The organism is Methylobacter sp. BBA5.1, assembly GCF_000746145.1.
GTDB lineage: Bacteria > Pseudomonadota > Gammaproteobacteria > Methylococcales > Methylomonadaceae > Methylobacter > Methylobacter marinus.
Genome location: NZ_JQKS01000006.1, coordinates 1 through 24,121 on the forward strand (window position 1 = coordinate 1; position 24,121 = coordinate 24,121).

18 protein-coding genes are annotated in these 24,121 nt (G+C 54.7%); 5 read left to right on the plus strand and 13 right to left on the minus strand.

What is annotated here, in order from left to right; genetic code table 11:
• Positions 1-260: 260 nt before the first annotated feature.
• The 4 genes from EK22_RS05065 to EK22_RS05080 are packed head-to-tail and all read right to left on the minus strand — an operon-like array spanning position 261 to position 5,062.
• Entirely contained in the window at positions 261-1,292 is a 1,032-nt protein-coding gene (locus EK22_RS05065) for an NUDIX domain-containing protein (protein ID WP_036248674.1), read from the minus strand.
• An 18-nt stretch (positions 1,293-1,310) separates the two neighbouring features.
• Complete coding sequence (locus EK22_RS05070; protein ID WP_036248677.1) at positions 1,311-2,990, minus strand: NAD+ synthase; 1,680 nt, start codon at positions 2,988-2,990, stop codon at positions 1,311-1,313.
• A gap of 15 nt (positions 2,991-3,005) precedes the next feature.
• Positions 3,006-4,181, minus strand: a complete 1,176-nt coding sequence (gene pncB / locus EK22_RS05075; protein ID WP_036248679.1) for a nicotinate phosphoribosyltransferase — start codon at positions 4,179-4,181, stop codon at positions 3,006-3,008.
• Between the two features lie 20 nt (positions 4,182-4,201).
• Complete coding sequence (locus EK22_RS05080) at positions 4,202-5,062, minus strand: cysteine hydrolase family protein (RefSeq protein WP_036248681.1); 861 nt, start codon at positions 5,060-5,062, stop codon at positions 4,202-4,204.
• Positions 5,063-5,217: 155 nt separating this feature from the next.
• On the opposite strand from EK22_RS05080, the gene EK22_RS05085 reads away from it, so the two are divergent.
• From EK22_RS05085 to EK22_RS05095, 3 genes are all read left to right on the plus strand, one after another.
• Complete coding sequence (locus EK22_RS05085; protein ID WP_036248684.1) at positions 5,218-5,886, plus strand: NUDIX hydrolase; 669 nt, start codon at positions 5,218-5,220, stop codon at positions 5,884-5,886.
• A gap of 414 nt (positions 5,887-6,300) precedes the next feature.
• Positions 6,301-7,614, plus strand: coding sequence for a hypothetical protein (locus EK22_RS05090; RefSeq protein ID WP_036248687.1), 1,314 nt, complete (start codon positions 6,301-6,303; stop codon positions 7,612-7,614).
• A 319-nt stretch (positions 7,615-7,933) separates the two neighbouring features.
• On the plus strand, positions 7,934-8,656 hold the full coding sequence (locus EK22_RS05095; protein ID WP_036248689.1) for a M23 family metallopeptidase: 723 nt from the start codon (positions 7,934-7,936) through the stop codon (positions 8,654-8,656).
• Positions 8,657-8,875: 219 nt separating this feature from the next.
• On the opposite strand, the gene EK22_RS05100 is transcribed toward EK22_RS05095, so the two are convergent.
• From EK22_RS05100 to ppnN, 4 genes are all read right to left on the minus strand, one after another.
• Positions 8,876-10,711 (minus strand): ABC transporter ATP-binding protein, encoded by a 1,836-nt coding sequence (locus tag EK22_RS05100; protein ID WP_036248692.1) that lies wholly within the window; start codon positions 10,709-10,711, stop codon positions 8,876-8,878.
• A gap of 523 nt (positions 10,712-11,234) precedes the next feature.
• Entirely contained in the window at positions 11,235-11,693 is a 459-nt protein-coding gene (locus EK22_RS05105; RefSeq protein ID WP_020157764.1) for a single-stranded DNA-binding protein, read from the minus strand.
• Positions 11,694-11,736: 43 nt separating this feature from the next.
• On the minus strand, positions 11,737-14,070 hold the full coding sequence (locus EK22_RS05110; protein WP_036248694.1) for a type IA DNA topoisomerase: 2,334 nt from the start codon (positions 14,068-14,070) through the stop codon (positions 11,737-11,739).
• Positions 14,071-14,117: 47 nt separating this feature from the next.
• Positions 14,118-15,488: a nucleotide 5'-monophosphate nucleosidase PpnN gene (gene ppnN / locus EK22_RS05115; protein ID WP_036248696.1), complete on the minus strand. Its 1,371-nt coding sequence runs from the start codon at positions 15,486-15,488 to the stop codon at positions 14,118-14,120.
• Between the two features lie 151 nt (positions 15,489-15,639).
• Here ppnN and EK22_RS05120 point away from each other — a divergent pair, with 151 nt between their 5' ends.
• Positions 15,640-16,302, plus strand: coding sequence for a hypothetical protein (locus EK22_RS05120; protein ID WP_036248699.1), 663 nt, complete (start codon positions 15,640-15,642; stop codon positions 16,300-16,302).
• A gap of 39 nt (positions 16,303-16,341) precedes the next feature.
• Here the strand turns inward: EK22_RS05120 and EK22_RS05125 are convergent, their stop codons facing one another.
• From EK22_RS05125 to rpiA, 4 genes are all read right to left on the minus strand, one after another.
• Positions 16,342-16,968, minus strand: a complete 627-nt coding sequence (locus EK22_RS05125; RefSeq protein ID WP_036248703.1) for an SGNH/GDSL hydrolase family protein — start codon at positions 16,966-16,968, stop codon at positions 16,342-16,344.
• Between the two features lie 143 nt (positions 16,969-17,111).
• Positions 17,112-18,395 carry a serine hydroxymethyltransferase gene (gene glyA, locus EK22_RS05130; protein WP_036248706.1) on the minus strand — a complete coding sequence of 428 codons (1,284 nt, stop codon included), beginning with the start codon at positions 18,393-18,395 and terminating at the stop codon, positions 17,112-17,114.
• 277 nt (positions 18,396-18,672) lie between these two features.
• A complete protein-coding gene (locus EK22_RS05135; protein ID WP_036248708.1) occupies positions 18,673-19,167 on the minus strand; it encodes a peroxiredoxin in 495 nt (164 codons plus the stop codon).
• Positions 19,168-19,221: 54 nt separating this feature from the next.
• Positions 19,222-19,908: a ribose-5-phosphate isomerase RpiA gene (rpiA, locus tag EK22_RS05140; RefSeq protein WP_036248709.1), complete on the minus strand. Its 687-nt coding sequence runs from the start codon at positions 19,906-19,908 to the stop codon at positions 19,222-19,224.
• Between the two features lie 348 nt (positions 19,909-20,256).
• Here rpiA and EK22_RS05145 point away from each other — a divergent pair, with 348 nt between their 5' ends.
• Positions 20,257-20,463, plus strand: coding sequence for a cold-shock protein (locus tag EK22_RS05145; protein ID WP_020157772.1), 207 nt, complete (start codon positions 20,257-20,259; stop codon positions 20,461-20,463).
• A 119-nt stretch (positions 20,464-20,582) separates the two neighbouring features.
• Here EK22_RS05145 and EK22_RS23035 read toward each other — a convergent pair whose 3' ends face one another.
• On the minus strand, positions 20,583-23,954 hold the full coding sequence (locus EK22_RS23035; RefSeq protein WP_152565004.1) for a hybrid sensor histidine kinase/response regulator: 3,372 nt from the start codon (positions 23,952-23,954) through the stop codon (positions 20,583-20,585).
• Positions 23,955-24,121: the final 167 nt, after the last annotated feature.

Below are 24,121 nucleotides of genomic sequence, written 5' to 3' on the forward strand. Positions count from 1 at the left end.
AGCACCACCAAAAGAGGAAATTGACTGACCTGCGCCGAAAAATGGCTGGAGTTAGGCTCAGTGAGTTGGCAGAATCATGAAAAAAAGCGAGTTTTCTTTCAGGCACTAATTATCGCCATTCAAAAAATTCGAGTGAAAAAGTGCAATGGGCCGATTTAAACCATTCAATATCATGTGCAGTTAAGACTGATTTTGTAAGTTGTCGGATCAAATTCAGGCTTTTACACTTTATGAAATATCCGGGTCAGCACACTTGTTTTTCAACGCAAGCCCAAAAACTCATTAAGGATATGAAAGTGATCCTCAAAAAACAGCTCTTCCATGTCGTTGAGCCGGTCAATCGCTATCCATGCCACTTCTTCCAGGTCATCGGCGGCTTGAATGGCCGGAAACTTGACGCCTCTCAACTCAAAAAAATGGACATGGGTAATCACGCGGCCGCGACAGGAGCGTTTGGGATGGTCAAACACTTTAACGGCTTTGAAGTCGTTGATCAGCGATACCGGCATCAGGCCTATCTGGGTCTCTTCCTTCAGCTCTCTCAGGGCCGCGGTAAAAACACGCTCACCGGTTTCGACAAAGCCGCCGGGCAGCGCCCACAATCCCTTGCCCGGATAATTCTTTCTTTTGCCCAGCAGCACGGAACTGTTTATTTTCACCAGCGCATCGGCCGTACTGAAAATGACCGGATAAGGGCTTCCTTTCCACATATCCTGTTCCTGCTTCACTTTTCTATATTCTCTTACCAGCTCGCGGTATTCGGCGCGCAATGACCAGGCTTTCAAATACTGTTTGACGGGCGGCAGTATCCAGTCGGCTATTGCCGAAAGCGAGACGTCCACATCCTCCGCTTCAAAATAGACGGATCTCAGCTCCGAGGCGTCTATTTTGGTATTCGATTCAACCGGTATGTAGCTCCATTCCTTAAAGTCATCCAGATAGTAGGTGTCGATGTCCCGTTCTTTTTTATGCCCCACGAGCGCAATATCCTGGCTGGCGTACTCGCCGACAATCCTTTTGACTTCCGCGTTCCAGCGATCGTCATTGTAGTAATCGCGGATCGGGACGCAGGCAGTACGCGCCCGCTCTTCCTCCGACAGCGTCGAAAGAATCATGTCCCGGCGCTCGGTCCATTTGAACGGATTTCTCGGATTCCGCGATTGAAAGGATGAGCCGATAATAATGACCACCCGCTCGGCGATATCCAGCGCCTTGCGCTTTAACAGTTCATGCCCGACATGGGAAATCTGGTGGCGGCCGATGACGACGGCTACGTTGAATTTCTTGTTCATGCGCGTTTTTCTTCTACCTTAATATTTTGCCGTGATCGGCATTTGCCTGCCATTACCGAACGCTCTTGCCCGAATCCTGATGATCGGCGGCGCCTGGCAGCGTTTGTATTCATTGCGGGCAATCATTTTTATGATTCTGTCGACCAGTCCGTGGCTGGTTTCATTGACCCGCCCCACATAAGCTTTCACCCGCTGGTATTCAGCCTGGGATAATTGCTTGCCTTCGATGACATATTTCAGGATTTCATCCAGTACTTCATAGGGAGGCAGGCTGTCCGTGTCTTTCTGATCGGGCGCCAGCTCCGCGGAAGGTTCCTTGCTGATGATGTCCGAAGGAATCAGTTCCCGCCCGGCCCGGTCATTGATATATCGGGACAAACGATAAACCTCGGTTTTATAAAGATCCCCAATCAGATTCAAACCGCCGTTGGTATCGCCATACAACGTGCAATAACCGACGGATATCTCGGACTTATTGCCTGTCGATAATAACAATGCTCCGAACTCATTGGAATACTCCATCAAAATCGTGCCGCGAATACGGGCTTGCAGGTTCTCCAAGGTCAGTCCTTTCAAGGTTCTGTCAAAAGCCGAACCGAAATCCCTGGCATATTGCTCCACCAGGGCCTTGATAGGATGGCGGATCAGTTCAATCCCCAGGTTGTTGCACAGCGCTTCGGAATCCGTTATCGAGCCCTCGCTGGAAAAAACCGAGGGCATGGTGATCGCTGTCACATTCTCCGCGCCTAATGCTTCCGTCGCCAGGGCCAGCGTCAAGGCCGAGTCGATGCCGCCCGATGATCCGACCACCGCTTTCCTGAACCCGCAGCGGCGCGCGTAATCCCTTAGCCCCAATACAATCTGGCTGAAAGCCAGTTCATTGTCGGACATGGCGCCAATACTGCCGGCGCGCGACAGGAAGCCCGTTTCCCTGGCATCAAACGCCAGGTATTCCTGGCTGGCGCCAAAACGCACCGCTTCGAAAATCAGCGCCCCGTTCCTATCCATGGCGAATGACGCCCCGTCGAACACCAGGCTATCCTGTCCGCCCACCGAGTTCACATACAGCAAGGGCCGCTGGTAACGCGCGGCGACACTGGACATGATGTCGTGGCGTTGCTCGCGTTTGCCGATGTTGGACGGGCTGGCGTTGATGCTGACCACCAGATCGGGCATTTGCGCCATCAACTGCCTGAAGGGGTTTTCCCTGTATTCGGTTTCGCTGTCGTTCCAGCCGTCTTCACAGATGATCAGTCCTATTTTGGCGGCGCCAATCGTGATGACACAGGGAGCCACGGGGCCGGGCTCGAAATGCCGTCTTTCATCAAAGACGTTATAGGTGGGCAACAATTGCTTGTAATACTCGGTCACAATGGCCCCGTTGCTGATCGCCACCAGGGCGTTATGAAAAGGCTTGCCCTGGCCCGGGTTGTGACGGACCGTGCCGATAATGGCCGTCAACGACGGGACCTGTTTTGAAAACGCCAGCAGATCCATCAAGGCATGATCGGCCTGTTTCAGGAAGAAAGGTTCGTCGATCAGGTCATAAGGGTAATAGCCGCAAAGCGACAGTTCCGGAAACACCAGTAAATCCGAACTGTTTTGAGCCGCCTGTTTCATGGCATCCTTCATGGTTGCCGCATTGCCTTGAAAATCAGCAACGGTTGAATTCATTTGGTTGATTGCAATTTTGATCATGCCATTTATCCCTGTTTATGCGGCGTAGTTAAAAATCTGTTTCAGATAAGCCACATAAACGTCATCCTCGCAGAGCGTTTTTCCGGGCGCATCGGAGAGCTTGGCGACGGGCCGGCCGTTTAGGTTCATCAGTTTCATGACGATATTTAACGGTCTGATCCCTGCATCATTGGTGAGATGAGTGCCGATGCCGTGGCCGACTTTAATGCGGTCGGCAAAGTGCTCGTATAACTTCAAAGCCAGCGGAAAATCCAGGCCATCGGAAAAAACCAGGCGCTTGGTGTCGGCATCGATATTCAATTTCGCATAATGCGCCAGCGCTTTTTCGCCCCAGGTAAAAGGACAGGAGGAATCATGGCGCATGCCTTCGTACAAACTGGCAAGCGGCCGGTCAAAATCATTCAGGAAAGCATCCATGCTGATCGTATCGGTCAAGGCGATCGCCAGGCTGCCGTTAAACTCCTTCAGCCAATCCGTCAGGGCCTTTTTCTGGAAATCACGCAGGTTGTACCCACTCGCCTGATAGGATTGCAGGTATTCATGCGCCATCGTGCCCGTCGGCGTGAGATTGTATTTTTTTGCCAGATAAACGTTGGAGGTGCCTTTAAAACAGGCCGGCAGTTCAGCTTTCAAGGTCTGGACCGTCTCATCCTGCCACGCGCCTGACCAGCGTCTTCTCAAGCCGAAATCGAAAAACTCGAAGGGATGTTTCCTGTTGAATTGATACTGCTTGATCAGCCCGATTTTCTGCCGCAGCCGGCTGCGGCTTTCCCGGAGCAGTGCCGCCTGGTCAAAGCGCCGGAAATACAGCTCGGACACCAGGTATAAACAAAATATTTCAAAGCCCATGATATGGATTTGCGGACCTTCGGCTTCGATCATCAAGGTGTCTTTTTCAACCGCCACCCTGATGAAATCCCTTTGAAATCTGAAAATGGTAAGAAAGGCGATAAAGTCAGCGCTGAACAGTTGCAAGGATTTCAGGTAGTCCAGTTCATCCTGTTGAAAAGACAGCGTGCACAAATGGTCCAGTTCGTTATTGAGATCGCCGGCCAGTTGCGATAACGGATACTCCGGCGTGCTCCGGCACAAGAACCTGTATCCGGCCATGGCGCCGGGATTGTTATGCAGCATCGCCTGCCACATGGTGAACTTGTACATGTCGTTTTCCAGTAAACTTTTCACGATCATCGGTCTGTCTCCCTATGTCCTTATTGTGTGTTTGCCATTAATTCCGGCAGAATCGCTTCCGAAGTCGTCATCCGAAGCCCCATCGCCGCCATTTCGTTAAAAATTTCCCGGGTTTTTGCTTCGTAACCGGGGATTGCGCTCATGCAATCGGTCAACACCACCAGCTTTTCCCGGCACTCAATGCCAAGGTTATTCACCGCATCCAAAAGGGTCTTGCTGACGCAATGACTGCTCGCCTCCCCGGTAAAAAGCACCAGATCCGCCGACTGGTACTTATCGATGGAAGCCTGTCTCAGTAAAGTGGAAGGCTTGTCCGGGTCAGCCACTTCCGCCTGCAGTGCCGAATAGTGTTCCGACCAGGGATCCTCGCCCTTTTGGATATACTCGACATGCTTTAATTGCTGCCTTTCCCAGCCCGTGCACGCGGCCAGAATATCGGCATGCATGTTGTGGCCGAATGACCCAATCTGGCAATGGACCGGCCATGCATAAATGGCATCGAGCCCTGCCTGTTCAAGCTGTCCGAAATAGGCTATGAGCTGTTCCGTCACCCCGGCCATGCGCGGACGGCATTTTTTTTCCATGATCTCATTCAAGGTGATCCTGGACGCCTCGGTCAACACCTGCCCATCGGCGTCCATCCAGAAAGACACGTGCCCTATGTCCAGGTACTGGTGCGTATCCATGAAGGCCTCGATCGTGGTAATTCCGGCGCCGCCCTCATTGATCAGCCTGGCTATTCTCAGGCAGTCCTGATGCGCGCCGGATACCGGCAATGCAGGCTTGTAGCCGACGCCCTGGACCGTTGGGCAATAGGCGGCCGGCAAATCGCAAAAATCATTTTGCGCGTCGATAATAACCAGTTGAATGTGCTTTTTCATTGAGTCTCCCTGATTCCTTTAGAAGTTGGGATTAAGCATAGTTTACTTAGTTTCAATTTGCAACTATATATTCAATAAAAAATCAGCGCTTTTTCTTGTCTTGACAATCATTGCCTTTTCTTTAGTATAAAAATGTAACTAACTAGGCTTTTATTATGACCTCACCCATTATCCAAACCATTGATGTGGTCCTGTTGACTATCAGGAACGACAAGCTGCATGTGGCGCTGGTGAAACGCGAAACCCCGCCCTTTCAAGGTTATGATGCGTTGCCTGGCGGCTATGTGCATGAACAGGAAGATAACGACTGCCTGGACAGCGCTCTGCGGGTGTTAAAGACTAAAACGGGCATACGCCCGCCTTATCTGGAGCAGTTGGAGACTTTTTCGGGCAAATTCCGGGATCCGAGAGGCTGGTCGGTGTCCGTGGTGTATTTTGCCCTGGTGTCATTGGACGTGATCGAAGCGGCGAACAATCCCCAGCTGTCGCTGGTCGACATTGATGACTTGAAAGACCTGCCTTTCGACCACCTGAACATTATAAAGACGACGGTCAACCGTATCAGGAACAAGGCGCAATATTCTTCCCTGCCCTGCTTTTTGGCAGGCGAGACTTTTACCTTGCCGACGTTGCAAAAAATCTATGAAATCTGTCTTGGCGACACACTGAATAAAGTGTCTTTCCGGCGGAAGATAGCGGAAATGGATGTGATTGAAGAAATAGCGGGGGCATTATCAAGGCAAGGCGCCTCCCGGCCCGCCAAGATTTATAAATTAAAACCGTATTACCTTGAGAAATTAAAAACGCTCGAAAGCGGATTATGATCGAACCGGCGCCTGATCGCCGCCCGCTTCATCGAGCCGCCATCAATCGGGGCCCGCTTTTTTCGCAATGACCCGTGTAGCCTGACTGTTTTCAAACACGGGCGATCACTCCTCTGCCATGACCAAGTACTTAGGAACGCGCATAAAATAACGTCCTCAAGTGCGCGGATGAATTTCCGGTGTAGGTGCGGATTTATTTATGCCTATGGGTACTTGCGCCCTTCAGGGTATCCGCACTTTTTTAACCGCATCAGCTACAGCTTGACGAAACGCAAACAGTTCCATGATGTCAGTAGGGTAAGAAACTTGATCATAGCAGTACCATAGCAACCACCTCGCTCCCGTTAATCGGGAGCTTTTTTTATGTGCCGTTAAGAAACGTTATCAAGCCTATCTCATAGGAATGCCTCGCCGATGCGCAGTTTTGCCTATCTGATAATTTTATTTCTTTCACTCGCGACGGCGGTTGCGGGCCCGCAAGAGGAGATTAGAACCATGCCGGATTCCCGTGTACGAGAAGCTGTCGAGCTGATGACCGGCTTTGCGGAACGCACCGGACTGAGTTCCAAGCGTCCCCAGCAGCGCTACCTGTGGACGGATGCCTTCGCGGTCTGCAACTTTCTCGGCCTGTCGCGCGCGACCGGAAAGCGGCGTTACACGGAACTGGCTCTGCGCCTGGTTGACCGCGTGCATCACACGCTGGGGCGACATCGTGGCGACGATTCGCGCACGGGATGGATCAGCGGACTGAGCGAGCAAGAGGGAGAGCAGCACCCGACCCGTGGCGGGCTTCGGATCGGCAAAAGTTTACCCGAGCGCAAGCCCGGCCAAGCCTTTGACGAGCGGCTGGAATGGGACCGCGACGGCCAGTACTTTCACTACCTGACCAAATGGATGCACGCGCTCGACCGGTTGTCGCGTTCGACGGGGCAGCCTCGGTTCAATGCCTGGGCGCGGGAACTCGCCGAAACCGCGCACCATGCGTTCACCTACCTTCCCCCGGCGGGCGGCCCGCGACGGATGCATTGGAAAATGAGTATCGACCTGAAGCGGCCGCTCGTCGTCTCCATGGGCCAGCACGATCCGCTGGACAGTTACGTCACCTACGTTCAACTGCATGCTGCCGCTGACGAGTTTCCGCGAGAGAATGCCGGCCCCTGGCTCAGCGATGAGATCCGGCAGGCTAAAGCCATGATTGCCATGGATGATTTAACAACAGCCGATCCGCTCGGGATCGGCGGCCTGCTGATGGACGCCTACCGCCTGGAGCAGTTGCTGCGGCAAGGGAGCATGGCGGACCTGCATCTTCTTGAAGTCATGCTCGAGGCATCGCTCGCGGGGCTGCGCTCCTACACAGCGGGTAGCGAACTGCAACTTCCGGCGGAATATCGGCTCGCCTTTCGCGAACTCGGCCTGGCCATCGGGCTGCAAGCGGTGCGATTGATGGCGGAAGCGGCCAACCGCGATCCGATTAAATTCCACATGAACGATGATCTGAACCGGCGGCTGTATGAACTCGTGCGCCTGCGGCTGCGTGAGCTGACGCAGTATGTGCCCGTTGGCGAAAGGATCGAATCTTTCTGGCGCGCCCCTGAGCAGAGACGGACCCAGACCTGGTCCGAGCATCGCGACATCAATGAAGTGATGTTGGCGACCGCTCTGGTGCCGGAGGGATTCCTTGTTCTGCCGCCACCCGATCTCAGCATCCCCGAGCGCGGCGGCCGGTGAAATGTAATTTTTTGTCGGGTGACACAAACAATGGAACCATCCGCCTGACTTTGATTACCAAACCAAAGTGCGGGCGGAAGATTGGCGCTGCATCGTCTGACTGCGCCGGCATACGCCACGGCAGCGCGAGGCCCTTATACTTGAATATTGACAGGATTGGCCGTTCCCAGCCCAAATCAGCCTTTGAATCATCTTAAATGTCGGACGAGAGCCGTATTCCAGCCATTAGAAATAAGTCTTTTGGAATAATCCCGGCCCGTTTATCATGCATGAAATGTTGGTTATGCCGTATAGAAAACCTAACGCTGGAGTGTAATCCTTGACAATCTTGACTGCAGAACCTGAGCGCGTAATTGTAGATTTCCCATTGCGTGGGGAATGGGTAGCCGGGAGTACGCCGGCAGAGCGGATACCGAGCCACGGCAGCAATCGGCTCGGCCAGCGATTCGCGTATGACTTTGTGCGGATCGAAAGAGAGAGGGAAGACTGGAAGTTCTTCCGTCCTTCGCTCACCGCCTATGTGCTGTTCGGTATCCGCCTTGAAGACTGCTATGGTTGGGGAGAACCGATTCATGCTCCCTTTGACGGCACGATCGTGACGGCGAAAGACGGGTGGGCGGAAAGAAAGCGGCTACACCTGCTGACGGATTTTGCAGTGGTCCTGAAGAATACGCTGTTCTTCGATCCGGAGAAGACGAAAGATCTCAGGTCTGTCCTGGGGAACCATGTAACCCTGAAAATGAGGGACGAGGAAATTTACGCTTTCTTTGCCCATGCGCGGTGCGGTTCCGTGCAGGTTCACGAAGGCGATCAGGTGACGGCTGGCCAACATCTTGCTGATGTCGGTCACTCCGGCAACTCGACGGCGCCCCATCTTCATTTCCACCTCATGGACAGGGCGAATATCATAGAGGCGCAAGGCGTGCCGTGCAGTTTCCGGGAATACCAGGCACTTGATGGCGATGTGTGGAAGGTGGTTACCGAAGGAATCCCCGGGAAGCGAGAGTTCATCCGATATGGCGAACCTTCGGCTGTAAGCTAGCAGCCAGTCAATTTAATTATGGTTAGGTAAATTGTAAGTGCGAATGCGTTTATGCCCTATGGGTACTTGTGCCCTTCAGGGTATTCGCACTATTCTCACCTGCGCATATAACAGCCGCGCTTGGCAGAACATGGTTCACTCTGACAAGTCGCGATGTGTACCCTAAAGGGCATAAAGGCATCGCTCCCACTTAGAGCGTTGTAAATGCCGTCCTGGCATCTACTCGGTGTCGTAACTCAACGACCGTATATTGTCGGATCCTTTCTTTTTCGGTTTCAGGTGAATATCCGGCTCCCTGTTGAAGCCTTCCGCCTGCAGGCGCCAGAGCGTGTCAAATGCGCCGCCACTCTGGCGTAGCTCATGAGGCGACCCGCTTTCGATGATGCGCCCCTGATGAAGCACGACGATATGGTCGAAGCCGGACAGCGTCGATAGACGGTGCGCCACCGCCAGCACCGTGCGGCCTTGCATCAGTTCGCTCAGCGCCGCCTGGATTTCCGCCTCGGCCTGGGTATCCAGCGCCGAAGTGGCTTCATCCAGGATCAGGATCGGCGCATCCTTCAGGAAAGCGCGGGCAATCCCCAGACGCTGGCGCTGGCCGCCGGACAGCATCACGCCGCGTTCGCCGACCACGGTCCGATACCCGTTCGGCAGTTCGCGGATGAATCCGTCGCAGAAGGCGTGCCGCGCCGCTTCATAGACTTCTTCATCGCTCGCATCGGGACGGCCGTAGCGGATGTTCTCGAGGATGCTACGGTTGAACAGCGCGGTCTCCTGCGGCACCACGGCGATTTTCTCGCGCAGGCTGTCCTGACTGACGCTGCGGATATCCTGCCCGTCGATCAGGATATGCCCGTCCTGTACATCATCAAGGCGCTGGATCAGGCTGATCAAAGTGGACTTGCCGGCACCGGATGAGCCGACAATACCGACCTTCTGTCCGGCTGGAATGTGCAGACTGAAATCCTTGAATACCTCGCGGCGGCCCCGATAGATGAAGCGGATATTCTCAAAGTCGATGCGGCCTTGGTTCAGGGCCAGCCGAGGCACGGGATCTTCCAGGTCGTGCGGCTGGTTGATGATGCGCAGGGTATCGGCAATAGCGCCGATCTTCTGCGTACTGTCCACCAGCGCCAGGGCCAAATCCCGCGAGCCGTGCAGGATGCGGAAGCTCAGCGCGCTGACCATGACCACATCACCGGTGGTGACGGCGCCGGCCAGCCACAAATTGATGGCCCATACCAGCATGCCGCCGGCCATCAGCGACAGGCAGATATCATGTAATACCCGGGCCAGCTCCACATGCATCCAGCTGCGCCGATGGGCGTGCGCTTCTTCGCCAAACAACTGAGCGAGGCGTTCGCTTTCGCGGCTGCGCGCCGAAAAGGCCTTGATGGTCCAGGCGTTGGACACGGCATCCACCAGTTCGCCGCCGACCCTTGAGGCCTGAGTCGCATAGTGTTGGTGTTTTGCACGGCCGCGGATGCCGAGGCCGGTGATCAGCGCGGAGACCGTGATCGCGAAGCCGAACAGCGTCAACGCCATGCGCTGGTCGACACTGAACAGCACAACCATGGCGCCGAGGAAATCGACGATGGGCGGCATGATCCTCCAGATCAGCCCTCCGTAGACCGCCTCGACCGCACCGGCGATCGAGGAGATGCGATTACCCAATGACCCGCTCGGATGCTCATGGAAGTAGCGCATCGAGTGGCCGGTCAGGTATTTGAACAAGTCAATGCGCATGTCCACGCAACTGGCCAGGATTGTGCGGCAGCCGAGCCAGCCGCTTAGACGCAGAAGGGTGTTCTCGATGACGATCAGGCCGATCAATAGCCCCAAGGCGTACCAGACGGCAGTATGGACGCGATCGCCGCCGGCCATGGCGTCAACCAGCAGCTTCATGCCGTACTGAACTGCGATCGCGCAGCTTGCGGCACCAAAGATAATGATCATCAGACCACCAAAATGCCAGGGGCGTGCACCGATATAATGCCAGAGAAAGGCCAGCGGCTTGCTGGGCAGCAATTTAACTTTCGAATGAGGATTTTTCATAAAGGGACAAATAACTTCTTGTCAGGGATTTTGAAAAGGGTAAAACCGTACTGCTGTAGTTTCAGTTAGCGGGACAGATTGGCGCGGTCGCCTTTCCAGCCATGATGACGCAATGCCAAGACATGCTGCTTCAGAGGATGCGAACTTAATCAGGATATATTGGCGAGATTAAAGTACGCTTAGGATTCGGCTAAAAATGACTGCCTGAAATTAGAATCCTGCATAGGATGCATCAGCCAAAAACAGGCGTTCCAGGCGACGCGGTGAAATGCATCGCTCGCGTCGGCACATCCTATGTTTAAACAGGGACATGATTGACGATCCAATCTTAGTATATGGCTGTGGAATTGATGCCGATGAATGCCGGAATGTCTTTAAAAATTCTGCCCATGCGTCTACATAACAGGTAAACGTTCTGAATAAGGCCATAGAGAAACTGAACATTAATTTTCTTTAGCACAAAAAAAGCCCCTTTAATCAGGGGCTTATTTGTATTATTTACAAAACCAGTCTCAGGTATCCTCTAAAAAGGAATATCGTCATCATACGGCGCGTCGAAATTGTCATAACCGCCGCCCTGTTGAGGCGATGCGGGTTCGCGCACGCTCGATGACGAATTTTGTCTGCCCCCTTGCTGGTACTGCGGCTCGCTTTGCCTGCTTTCGGCATTACGGCCGCCGACCAGATCCAGAATATTGGCGTTCACTTCCAGGCTGGTCCTGGTTGAGCCGTCATTGGCCTGATATTCCCTCTGAGTCAGTTCGCCGGAGACGAACACATGCTGGCCTTTTTTCAGATAATTCTGCAGTTGGCCTTCGGCACGCTTGCCCCATAATGCCACTCGCACCCACAGCGTCTGCTGCTTGTCGCCGAAACCGATATTGTTGGCTACCGTGACATTCAACACGGCTTGGCCCGATGGTAGATACCGGACTTCCGCGTCCCGGCCGACAGTGCCTGTAAAACTGAATACGTTGCTCATTGTTTCTCTCGTGATTGATTTAAGTGACTATTATACCGAAACCTCAAACCGGTTTGCTTGGCCGGCTGGCAAAATCCATCTGAACCTTGCCGTCGACGAATTTCAGGTTGGCATCGAAAGCCGTGCCCTTGGCCGATTTAAAGCCTTTCAACACGCCTGTCTGACCGGTATTGAGCATTTTTTTCGCCATCGCGACCGTGATTTTTTTATGCGCGATGGTTTTCCAGATCACGGCCTTGCAGCCGTTGCGCCATTCGCTGCAACTGTAAGCCTTGGCCGTTTCGATGATGCGGCCGCTGCATAACGGGCAGGCGGCAATGGCTTCCCTTTCGGCCGGCTGCATCTGGACTTTGGCTTTGATATAGCCGGTCTCGCCCTGCCCGTTCAGGGTCAGTTGGGCATTGAAGACGTTATCGTCGATATGAACGGCGACAGCCTGCAGGGTCCGGCCAAGCTGTAGCAACTGACTGGCCAGATCATGCGTGATCGGCACGCCATATGTCTGTTTCCATAGCACGAATTGGCAACCGTCCTTCCAGCCGCTGCAACCGTAGCCTTTCCGGCCTTCAATGACCGGCTTATGGCACAGCGGGCAATCGCCCAGCCTGCCCGCATCGTAAAGCGGCCGGGTCGATTCGTCCTTGATTTTTTGCGTGAACTGGATGATCTCGGCCATGAACCGGTCGGGATCATAAGCGCTCTGTTCTATCTGCTTGAGTTTGGATTCCCATTCGCCGGTCATGGCCGCCGATTTCAGCCGGTCATCGGCGATGAGACCGATCAGATGGCGGCCCGACTCGGTGCTGAGCAGGTTTTTCTTCTGCCGTTCGATGTAGCGGCGCCTGATCAGCGTTTCAATGATGGCAGCTCGGGTCGCCGGTGTTCCGAGGCCTTTTTCCTTCAGCGCTTCCTTGAGCGTTTCATCGTCGCAGGTCTTGCCGGCTGATTCCATGATGCTCAACAAGGTCGCTTCGGTGTACGGCTTGGGCGGCGTGGTCTTGCCCTGGCTGACCGAGGGCTGATGCGGCCCCGTCTCGCCCTGCGTGAATTCGGGCAGAATCTTTTGCTCCTTGTCCTTTTTGCCGTCGTTTTTGTACAGCGCCTGCCAGCCCGGCGACACGATCACCGTGCCGATGGCCTTGAATTTCACCTGGTTGGTCTCGCCCTGCACCGTCGTGACCTGCTTGAGGCAGGGCGGGTAAAAGGCGGCGATGAAGCGTATGGCGATGGCCTGGTAGAGTTTTTCCTCATCGTGGGACAGCGTGCCGGGCAGCGTCGTGGTCGGGATGATGGCGTGGTGATCGGTGACCTTGGCATTATTGAAATAACGCGCGCTCAGCGCCAATTTGTCCAGGTCGAGCGGCGCTATCTGCGGCCCGAACGGCCCGCGCAGTTTCTCCAGCAGCGGCTTCATGCCGGCTTTCATGTCATTAGTTAAATAACGACTGTCCGTGCGCGGATAGGTGATGTGCTTTTTCTCGTACAACTGCTGCGCGCAGGTCAGGGTACGGTCAGCCGTGAAACCATGACGGATGCTCATGTCTTTTTGCAGATCGGTCAGATCGTACAGCAAGGGCGGGTTGACCGTCTCCTTTTTGCCCTTGACGTCGGTAATCCGGAATTCGTGCCCGTCGATCCGGCTCAGCAGCGCTTCGGCATCGGCCTGCCGGTCGAAACGTCCGCCGACGTACTGGAAAACCGCCTCGCGGTACAGCGTCTGCAATTCCCAGAAATCCTTGGGGATGAAATTGGCGATCTCGGCATCGCGCTGCACGATCAGCGCCAGCACCGGGGTCTGCACGCGGCCGATGGTCCACAGCGTGCCCTTCTGGCCGAATTTCAGCGTATAAAGCCGCGTGGCGTTCAGGCCGACGATCCAGTCGGATTCGCTGCGGCATTTGGCGGCACGGTAGAGATTGTCGTAAAGCCTGCCGTCCTGCAACTGGGCGAAGCCTTTGCGTATGGCATCATCCGTCAAAGAGCTGATCCACAGGCGTTTGAATGGCTTGCTCAGGCACTGGCTCCAGGACAGGATGTAGCGGAAGATCAGCTCGCCTTCCCTTCCCGCGTCGGTCGCGCAGATGATTTCATCGGCCGCCTTGAACAATTGCTTGATGGTATTGAGCTGTTTTTTGGCCGAGGCGTCGCCGCGCGCCTTCAGGCCGAATTTTTCCGGGATGATGGGCAGCGATTCCAAAGACCAGCGCTTCCATTCCTTGTGATAGTCGTCCGGTTCTTTCAGTTCGACCAGATGCCCGAACGCCCAGGTGATCCGGTAGCCGTTGCCCTCGAAATAGCCGTCGCGCTTGTCGCGGATATTCAGGCAGCGGGCTATGTCGCGGGCGACGGACGGCTTTTCCGTTAAGATGACTTTCATAAAACAAAGGGGGCAAGACTGAGTCCTGCCCATTGTACCAAATGCCCTTATTTAATGACGCGATAACAGGGCGTATAGGCCTTGCCGGGCAATTTCATGCGCTGTTGCGCGACGAACGACGCCAGCAGGGAATCCATCAACGCCATGATGCCGGCGTCGCCGCGAATTTCGAAATGACCGTATTGCTCGACCGTACGAATACCGTCGGCCTTGACGTTGCCGGCGACGATGCCCGAGAAAGCCCGGCGCAGGTTGGCGGCCAGCACATGCGGTTCCTGGTTCCTGTGCAGCGCCAGGTTGCGCATGTTTTCATGCGTGGGAATAAACGGCTGCTGGAAGGCCGGATCAACTTTCAATGACCAGTTGAAATAATAGGCATCGCCTTTTTCCTTACGGAAACTGCGCACCTGTTTGATGCCCTCATGCATTTCGCGCGCGACCTGCACAGGATTGTCGACAATAATCTGATAACGCTGCCGCGCTTTAGGGCCCAGCGTGCCGGCGATAAAACGGTCGATTTCATCGAAATAGTCTATGGCGCTGTCGGGGCCGGTAAAGATCAGCGGAAACGGCATGTCTTCATTATCGGGATGCAGCAGGACACCCAGGATATAAAGGATTTCCTCGGCCGTGCCGGCGCCGCCAGGGAATACGATGATACCATGCCCGGTGCGCACGAAGGCTTCCAGACGCTTTTCGATATCCGGCATGATCACCAGATCGTTCACGATCGGATTCGGCGATTCGGCCGCAATAATGCCCGGCTCTGAGATGCCCAGATACTGGCCGTTCTTGATGCGCTGCTTGGAGTGGCCGACGGCGGCACCCTTCATCGGCCCTTTCATCGCTCCCGGCCCGCAGCCGGTGCAGATGTCCAGGCCGCGCAGGCCCATTTCATGCCCGACCTGTTTGGAGTAATCGTATTCTATGCGGTCGATCGAGTGTCCGCCCCAGCACACGACCAGGTTCGGGTTGGTCATCGGACGCAGGATGTTGGCGTTGCGCAGAATATGAAAAACGGCGTTGGTGATGCCGTCCGTAGTTTCCAGGTTGATTTTCGGATTGTCGTTAATCTCGTCGCTGATATAAACAATGTCGCGCAGCACGGCGAACAGGTGTTCATTGATGCCTTTAATCATCTTGCCGTCAACAAAGGCGTGCGCGGGCGCGCCGGTCAATTCCAGTTTGATGCCGCGCTCTTCCTGAACCACGTGAATATCAAAAGACGCGTACCGTTCCAGCAGTTCCTTGCCGTCATCCATGGCGCTGCCGCAGTTCAGCACCGCCAGCGAACAGTTGCGGAATACCTGGTAGAGTCCGCCCTGGCTGGTATCCAGCAGTTTGCTGACTTCAACCTTGGACAGCACGTCGAGACGGCCTTCGGGGGAAATGAGTGCATCGACTACTTTATGTTTCATCTTATTCCTTATCAATATCGGTATTATGTGTAAATGCCTGCCGTTTTACATTTTGTTTATCGGCAAAACGATCCGTGTGGTCAGTTCATCTCTCATTCAGCCTCCTTCTTTTATTGTCTAGCCCAGCCCCGTATATCGAAGGATATAACAAATGAATGCATTAATTAAAAAGGTATTTTTTATCAGTTTGTTGCTGCTGAATGGCTGTGCCCATTATTCTCAACCGTATTATCCTGGCGACGCATCTTATGGCGGCGGTTACACGGTTGTCCAACGGTCTTATTATCAAGGCGGGCCGGGTTACAGTTACTATACTCCCGGCATCAATCATCTTCATGATCACTACCGTCCGCGTTGGCAGGCCGATCACCGCAGGCCACCGTCTCCTGAGCTTGGCAACCATTACCATTCCGATCGCAAGCTAAATAACACACCTCAGTGGGGCAATCCGCGCTGGGAACACAGAATCGACCGGTCCCGCAAGGAAAATCACGGAAAACCGAATCATGATCAGCAGCAGCGCTTCCGGGAGGACAATTGGCAGGGAGGAAAACCGCGGCGCAATTATACAGCACCTGTAACCGGCCGCCCTGATCGCGGGCAATTCAACGGCAGAAAAAACGAAAATCCTAACCCGCGCCGGGAACAACGCCGCATGCCGAACCGTACCGGGCAACAAAGATCCTGGAATAATAATCGCCAACATAACGGGAATCGGGAAAATGGCAGAAAAATGGCGGCGCCAAGACAAGACCGAAGACAGCGTCCCGACCGCGGCAACCCGCATGAACACCCGCGCCAGGGAAACCGGTAACAATTGCTCTGACGAAAACGCTTCTCTTATTCGGTCTGCTTATACACAGGCCTGCACTTTTGCGGCCATCGCCAAACCCAACGCCAAATGCCCGGCTTCATCCAGATGCACGCCATCGACGGGGGTCGGATTGCAATACTCGGCGGCATCGATGAAATAACATCCAGCGGCGCTGGCGACAGCGGCGTAATATTGCACGAACTCGGCCGACTTATCAGGCTCGCCATGGCACTTCAGGCTCAGTTCGGCGGAGAGCCGGGTGATTTTGGGCGGACTGACCAATAGCACATCAGGCGGCAAATCATCCACGCCGCAACTGCTTCTTTGCACGATATCGACCAATATTTCCGCGCCGCGCGCCGCGTCGAACGCCGTATTATCCCTGAAATGCAGCACGTCGTTCGTGCCCAGCATCAGGATCACCAGGTCCAGCGGCGCGTGCGATTGCAGCAGCGGCAGCAGCAGTGCCGCGCCGTTGCGGCCGGGCCGGAACGGCTCGTCCCAGACCGTATAGCGCCCGCTGAGGCCCTCCTCGACAATACGATAATCATCGCCGAGTTCGCGGCTCAGAATGCCGGGCCAGCGTATGTCAGGCGCATAGCGCCGGCCCTGGCCCGGGATATAGCCCCAGGTGTTGGAATCGCCATAACACAGTATCGTTTTCATGCGCTTAGCCTTTTAGGAATGCAATGGTTAAATTTCAGCAAATATTAGGCAAACCCGGGAATTTTTGCCACGAAGAACACGAAGGTTCACAGTCCTCAAAGAATGCTCATGACCTTCGTGGTTAGCACGCCGCAGGCATCACATCAGCTTTCAGGATAAATCGGAAAAGCCCGGCACAAGGCTGAAACCTGCTCGCGGAAACGGGCTTGCACAGCCGCATGACCGGCATTTCCAGCCAGCCCGTCCAGTACTTCGGCGATCCAACCGGCGATTTGCGCAAACTCGGACGTGCCGAAGCCGCGCGTCGTGCCGGCATTGGCCGACAGCCGGATTCCCGAGGCGGTCTCGGCCGGCAGCGGATCGAACGGAATCAGGTTCTTGTTGCAGGTCAGCCCCGCCTTTTCCAGCGCGGCCACGACCCGGGCGCCGTCAAGTCCCTTGGCCGTCAAATCGACCAGCATAAGCCCGGTATCGGTTTGCCCGGACACGATGCGGTACCCCGCCTTCGCCAGCCCCTCGGCCAGGATTCTGGCGTTGGCCAGCACCTGGGCATTATAAGACTTGAATTCGGGCTGCAGCGCTTCGCCCAGACACACGGCCTTGCCGGCGATCGCATGCAGCAGCAACGAGCCCTGCACGCCGGGAAAAACCGCCGCCGCGATTTTCCGGGCGATAGTCTCGTCATTGGTCAGAATCAGGCCGCCGCGCGCGCCGCGCAAGCTCTTGTAGGTGGTCGTGGTCACGACGTGGGCGTGCGGAAACGGATCGGGATAATAACCGGTCGCGACCAGGCCGGCGAAATGCGCCATATCGACCAGCAGGTAAGCCCCGACTTCATCGGCGATCTTTTTTAAATAAGGAAAATCAATGATCCGGCTGTAGGCCGAGCCGCCGGCAATGATCAGCTTGGGTCTGTGTGCCTGCGCGAGCCGGCGCACGTCGGCATAATCGATGCATTCGTCCTCACGGCTCACGCCATAGCTGGCGATGCGGTAGCGCCGCCCGGTCTGGGTTGCCGGATGGCCGTGGCTGATATGACCGCCTGCCGCCACATCCATGGACAGGATGGTATCGCCGTAGCCGAGCAGGGCCAGGAAAGCCGCCTGGTTGGCATTGCTGCCCGAATGCGGCTGTACGTTGGCGTAGCGGCAGTTGAACAGACGGCAGGCCCGGTCAATCGCCAGCTGTTCGACGCGATCGGCGAATTCGGCGCCGCCGTAATAGCGCGCCCCCGGATAGCCTTCGACGGTCTTGTTGGTCAGGATGGAGCCCTGCGCCTGCAATACCGCGCGGCTGACAAAATTCTCCGACGCAATCAGTTCGATCTGGTCGTACTGACGATTTAATTCGCTGGCAATGGCTTGTCCTATTTCGGGATCGGATTCGTTGAGTCCTGTGGAAAAAAAATCGTGCCTGGGTTTGGTCATTGTCGGGTTGGGATAGTGATTGGTAACTGATAGGGTCAGGACTTACGCAGTTTGCCTGTTCAACCGTCGAAACAAGCGGTTCTAAAACCTGTGGGGGCGACTTCAGTCGCCCATTTCAGACCCAAGAGGCGACTGCCAACAGTAGGCGCTTTAGGCGAAGTCGCCCCACAGGTTTGTGTAAGTCCTGACCATTTGAAGATGGATCATAATTGCCACAGAAAGCGCAGATAAAATTATTTCGGACGCTCCGTGCCCTCTGTGGTTACTGTTTCAGCAATCAGCCGGCAGCTTCTTCACTTTCGGTTTTGGGTGCTAACTGCCTGACCTTCTCCAATACTTCCTGCGCGTGTCCTTCGGGATTGACGTTGTACATGGCCTCTTCCACCTTGCCGTCCTTGTTGATGATGAACGTCGAACGCACGATTTTCATCTTCTTTTCGCCTTCCTTTTCAACTTCCTGCCAGACGCCGTACTTGTTGCACAAGTCACCCGAGGTGTCGGCCAGCAACGGTATGTTCAGGTTGTATTTGTCGATAAAAGCCCTGTGGCATTCGCAGGTATCTTTGCTGACGCCGATCACGACGGTATCGAGATCGGCGAAATCCTGGGCCAGCGAGGTAAAGTCGTTGGCTTCTATCGTGCAGCCGGGCGTATCGTCTTTCGGATAGAAATACAGCACGACATTCTTGCCAAAGAACTCCGATAAGTATACCAGTTTGTTGTTCTGGTCCATCGCCCGGAAAAAAGGTGCTTCTTGGTCTTTCTCTATCATAATGACTCCTTAAATAAACCTACAGTGAAAAATCATGCCACCAAGCACGCACCGCTAACACTGCGTAGCCCAGTATTCCTGTATCTGCCCTTCGGCCGCGATAAACACGGCGCTGGCCAGCCCGCGAAAAATGCCGTGCTCGACGACGCCCGGCGTATCGTTCAGGGCGGCGTCCAGCGCTTCAATCTCGAACGCCGGATCGAAAACCATATCGAGCACCAGACTGCCGTGCGAGGTCACGGCCAGCCCGTCATTAGCGGCATTCCGGCGCAAATCGCCGCGCCCGCCCAGCGCTTCGAGCCGCTTTTTGACCAGCTGCCAGGCGAACGGCATAACCTCGACCGGCACAGGGAAATGCTCGCCGATACGCCCTACCTGCTTGCTCCGGTCGACCAGCACGAGGAACATATCGCTGGCCCTGGCCAGCAGCTTTTCCCTCACCAGATCGTAGCCGCGGCCTTTCAGCAGGGTCATGTCCGGCGTCACTTCATCGGCGCCGTCGACATAAAGATCGAGCCGGCTCAGATGCTCCAGCGCCACCAGCGGCAGCCCGCGCTCCCGGGCCCGGATCGTGCTGACCACGGAACTGGCCGCCGCGGTCACCTGCAGGCCTTCATCGGCATGGCGCCGTGCAAGTTCATCAATAAAATAATTGGCGGTCGAACCGGTGCCGAGACCGACGATCATGCCATCCTCAACCTGCTGGACCGCATGCCGGGCGACCCATTCTTTATCGTTCATGGTGTGCTCCTGAGCTGATTCAAGCTATCTTTTAGCCAGATAGTACATCCGCTGGCGGTGAGATGACTACCGGTATTTTCAAAAACAACGATCCTGAAAACAGATGCCGATCAACAGCGCTTCACCCCGGATAAAATCCGGCGCTTGCAAAAATAAAGTTTGACATCACCGGAATAACGCCTACAATGGGCGTCAGCTAGAAAATATGATTTACCCTTTGTTTTCCATTTCGACGTCTCTTCATTTAGTTTCTCGTCCTGTACTTCATTTGTAATTTCCAAATTTACCAGCTCTACCAGCCTATACAGGCTTTAATTAAATATATCTATAGGACTTATTATGTCTACAATGACTACCGGCATCGTTAAATGGTTTAACTCTGAAAAAGGTTTCGGCTTTATCGAACAAAAATCAGGCCCTGATGTTTTCGTACATTTCAAAAGTATCCTGAGTTCAGGCGGTTACCGTTCACTGGATGAAGGACAAAAAGTACAATTCAGCATCTCGCAAGGCCAAAAAGGCCCGCAGGCTGATGATGTAAGCGTCATCATCTAAAACGCATTTTGACAAACGGCAACACAAGCAATTGTGTTGCCGTTTGCATTTATGCACAATTGATATTGTTCTAATATAGGCGACTCATCTTGAGGGTTAGCCTGGTTATTCCCGTTTCATTAAGACGGCAACGACGGCACAGTGCCGCTGGAAACCGTCATCAAAATCTCGTTGATCGCATGAAAATCGACCGGCTTAAGAAAATGGTAATCGAAACCGGCCTGCCGCGAAAACTGTCTATCCTCATCCTGTCCGTACCCGGTTACGGCGATCAGCTTCGCGTACCGGCTTTCCGGCGACTGACGTAACCGCTGGGCAACCTCGTAGCCGTCCATGTCAGGCAGCCCGATATCGAGTATAACGATTTGAGGTCGAAAATCAGTCGAACATGTCAGCGCATCAGCGCCGCAAGCCACGGTTATCACCTCATGCCCAGACATACGCAGCAGAACGGCAAGGCTTTCAGCGCCATCAATATTGTCATCGACCACCAAAATCCGGAATTTCGGGGCTGCGTCACAAGCGTTGGCCAAGACCGGCTCGGATGTCGATGCGATAGTCACATGCTCAACCGGCAGAAGCGGCAGTCTGACGGTGAATTCACTGCCCTGGTCAAGGCCCGCGCTGGCGGCCGTGACCGAGCCGCCATGTAGCTCGACCAGACGCTGCACCAGGTTCAGGCCCAGTCCCAAGCCGCCTTGAGAGTGGGCAAGCGAGCAATCCGCCTGGATAAAAATATCGAACACATGCGGCAGCAATTTCGGCTCGATACCAATACCGGTATCCTGAACCCGGATCACCGCCCAACCGTTTTTCTCCATAACGTTCAGTTTGATGTCGCCGCCCTCCGGCGTGTACTTGATCGCATTGTTCAGCAGGTTCATCATAACTTGTTCCAGACGCATCGCATCGCCTTCCAGCCATCGCGGTTCCGTCGGCAAAGACAGCGCGAGACGGTGATTTTTGGACTCGAGGAACGGGCGGCAGCTTTCAACGGCGCAGGCGATCACATCGTCCAGATTGATACGCTGATTCTGCAATATAATCTTGCCCTGCATGATACGGGCGGTATCGAGCAGATCATCCAGCAGTCGGGCCATATGCTGCACTTGCCGGTCGATAACATCGTATCCCCACTCGGCCGTAGGATGGGGATGATCAATTTTTCTCAGCACCCGCACGGCATTACAGATGGGCCCCAGCGGGTTGCGCAGCTCGTGAGCGAGCATGGCAAGAAACTGATCCTTGCGGCGATGGGCTTCCTGCAATGCTTCCGCGGCACGCTTGCGGTCGGTCACATCGAAAAATATAACCCCCAGCCGGCCCGGCTCGGTCTGGAACGCGCTGATTTCAAAACATCGCCCCAGGGCGCCGGCCCACATTTCAAAATGCGCAGGCTCACCGGTCAGAGCCACTTTGCCATAAATCTCGAACCATGAGGACCGGGTTTCCGGGAACACATCGAGAATGGTCCGGCCAACGATATCGCCAGCCTTCAAGCCCGTCTGATGCTCAAACGCCGGATTGACTTCCAGGACGCGCAAATCGCAAGGCTTGCCAGCCTCATCACAGATGATTTCATCGAACGAGAGCCCCTCGGTCATCGTCTCGAAGAGTGTGCGGTACCGTTCTTCACTGCGCTGCAGCGCTGCCTCGGCCTGTTTATTCTCCTCGCGCAGCCTGAGCGCCGTAATGCCAAAGCTGAGATCGTCCGCCAACTCGGCGAGCAGTTTAATTTCATCTTCTGAGAAGAGTTCCGGTTCCGTGGAATAGATAGTGATGGCACCGAAGACGGCATTATCGGCAAACAAGGGAAAGGCCAGCGCCGAGGCGTAGCCTTTCGTAAGGAAAAAATCGAGCTGGTAGCCGGCATCGGCAAACAGGGGGAAGACCAGAGACGAGGGATATCCCTTCTTTAACGCCTCTTCGCGCCAGGACTTGAAATGGGGATTGGCCAATGTATTGCGACAGATATTGGGCTTGCCGGTACGGATGCAGGCCCCCGTAGGGCCGCGTCCTCGCTCGTTATCCGCCCAGGAGATGTTCAAACGTTCGAGATAACTTTTCTCGAAACCGGCGTGGGCAACCGGCCGGACAGTCTTGTTTTCATCATGATCCGCATAGCCTATCCATACCATCGTGTGCTCGCAGTCTTCAGCAATGATCCGGCATAGCTCATTCAGATACGCCATTTCATCAGTAGCGCGCATCATGATCTGGCTGCTGCGCATGATGATGCTGAGCGTCCGGTTCAGCTTCTGAAGCTCGGCTTCCTTGCTCTTGCGTTCAGCCACAAACCGGGCTTCGGTCTCGGCCACGGCGACCCGCGCCTGAGCGCGATGCATGGCTTCCGTGATCCAGGAAATCATGATGCCACTGACGATGAAAACCGCGATACCCAGCCAATCACCCGGTTCTTCAATTGAAAATCGCCACGCCTGCCCAATCCAGAAGTAATCCGCCAACAAGCTCGAGAGCACAATAGCCAAAAAGCCCGCGCGCAGGCCGCCGTAGAGCGCGGCGATCATCACGGCCGGAAAAAATGTTATAAAGGCGACGCGCATCCCCAGTTCCTGAAAGAACACCAGGCGCACGATAGCGGCGACCGTGACTATCGCAATAGTCACACCGTAATAATATTGGCTGCAGTTTGTCGGCCGCTCCAGCCGGATTGCAAGCATGCCGGATTCACGTATCAATACGAAAGCCGCGACCAGCATATAGACACTGCCTAGCAATTGCGCCGCAAGCGCCGCCCAGCACAGCGGACTGGCGTAGACAGATTTGATCATAATGCCGAATAGCCCGTCCGCAAGCAGCAGCAATGCGAGGGAATATCCGTACATGGAAAAGGACGAACTTAACTGGCTCATCGAGCGCAGCAGGAAAACCGTGAACACGAACATGGCAATGCCGGAACCCAGCACGAATTGCCGCACCGGCGTCCCGCCCTGGCCCTGCACGAAGAAAACCGGCGTCCAACCCGAGAACGCGGCCCAAACGACTAGCCCTACAACGCCAAAAACTGCCATATAGCCAGCCACGAGCCAGAGGTACGATGGGCGCAAGGTGAGTTTCCACCGCAGTGAAAAGGCCGCCCCCGCCAAATGACACAGGGACGATATCCAGACACAGATATTATTAATCGTCACTTGGGTATTCAAATCAACAGGCTCGAAGCCATCGCTTGTCAACATGGCGATGCCGGTCAGAAATCCGGCCGCCCCCCAGAACAGGGCGCCGCAGACCAGTAACAATAATCCCGGCAAGCCGCAGTTCATAAAGCTACAGCCGATCAGGTAAGCGATAAGCAACGACACCAGCGTCGACAGGCAGAAATACAACCCAATCTGCAGGTAAGGCAGTTCAACCGATACTTGCAAGTCCAGCGCCCATAACATGATAATCGCGGCAAACAGAACGGGAATCGGCAGCCAAGCCGCCCGGCCCGCAAAAAATCGCTCGTGCTTTAAATAGATTGAATCAGGCACTGCATGGTCCAAGGATTTGATTCGGCCCTCCGATTACGGGCCTGAAATATAGAATGTACATTTCTTTTCTAGTTGTCAGAATGAACTCTATACCGTTTTGACTGGCGCTTAACCCAGCATACCGGCGGTAACCTGCTGTGGACGAGTCAATTATCCTACATAAAAAC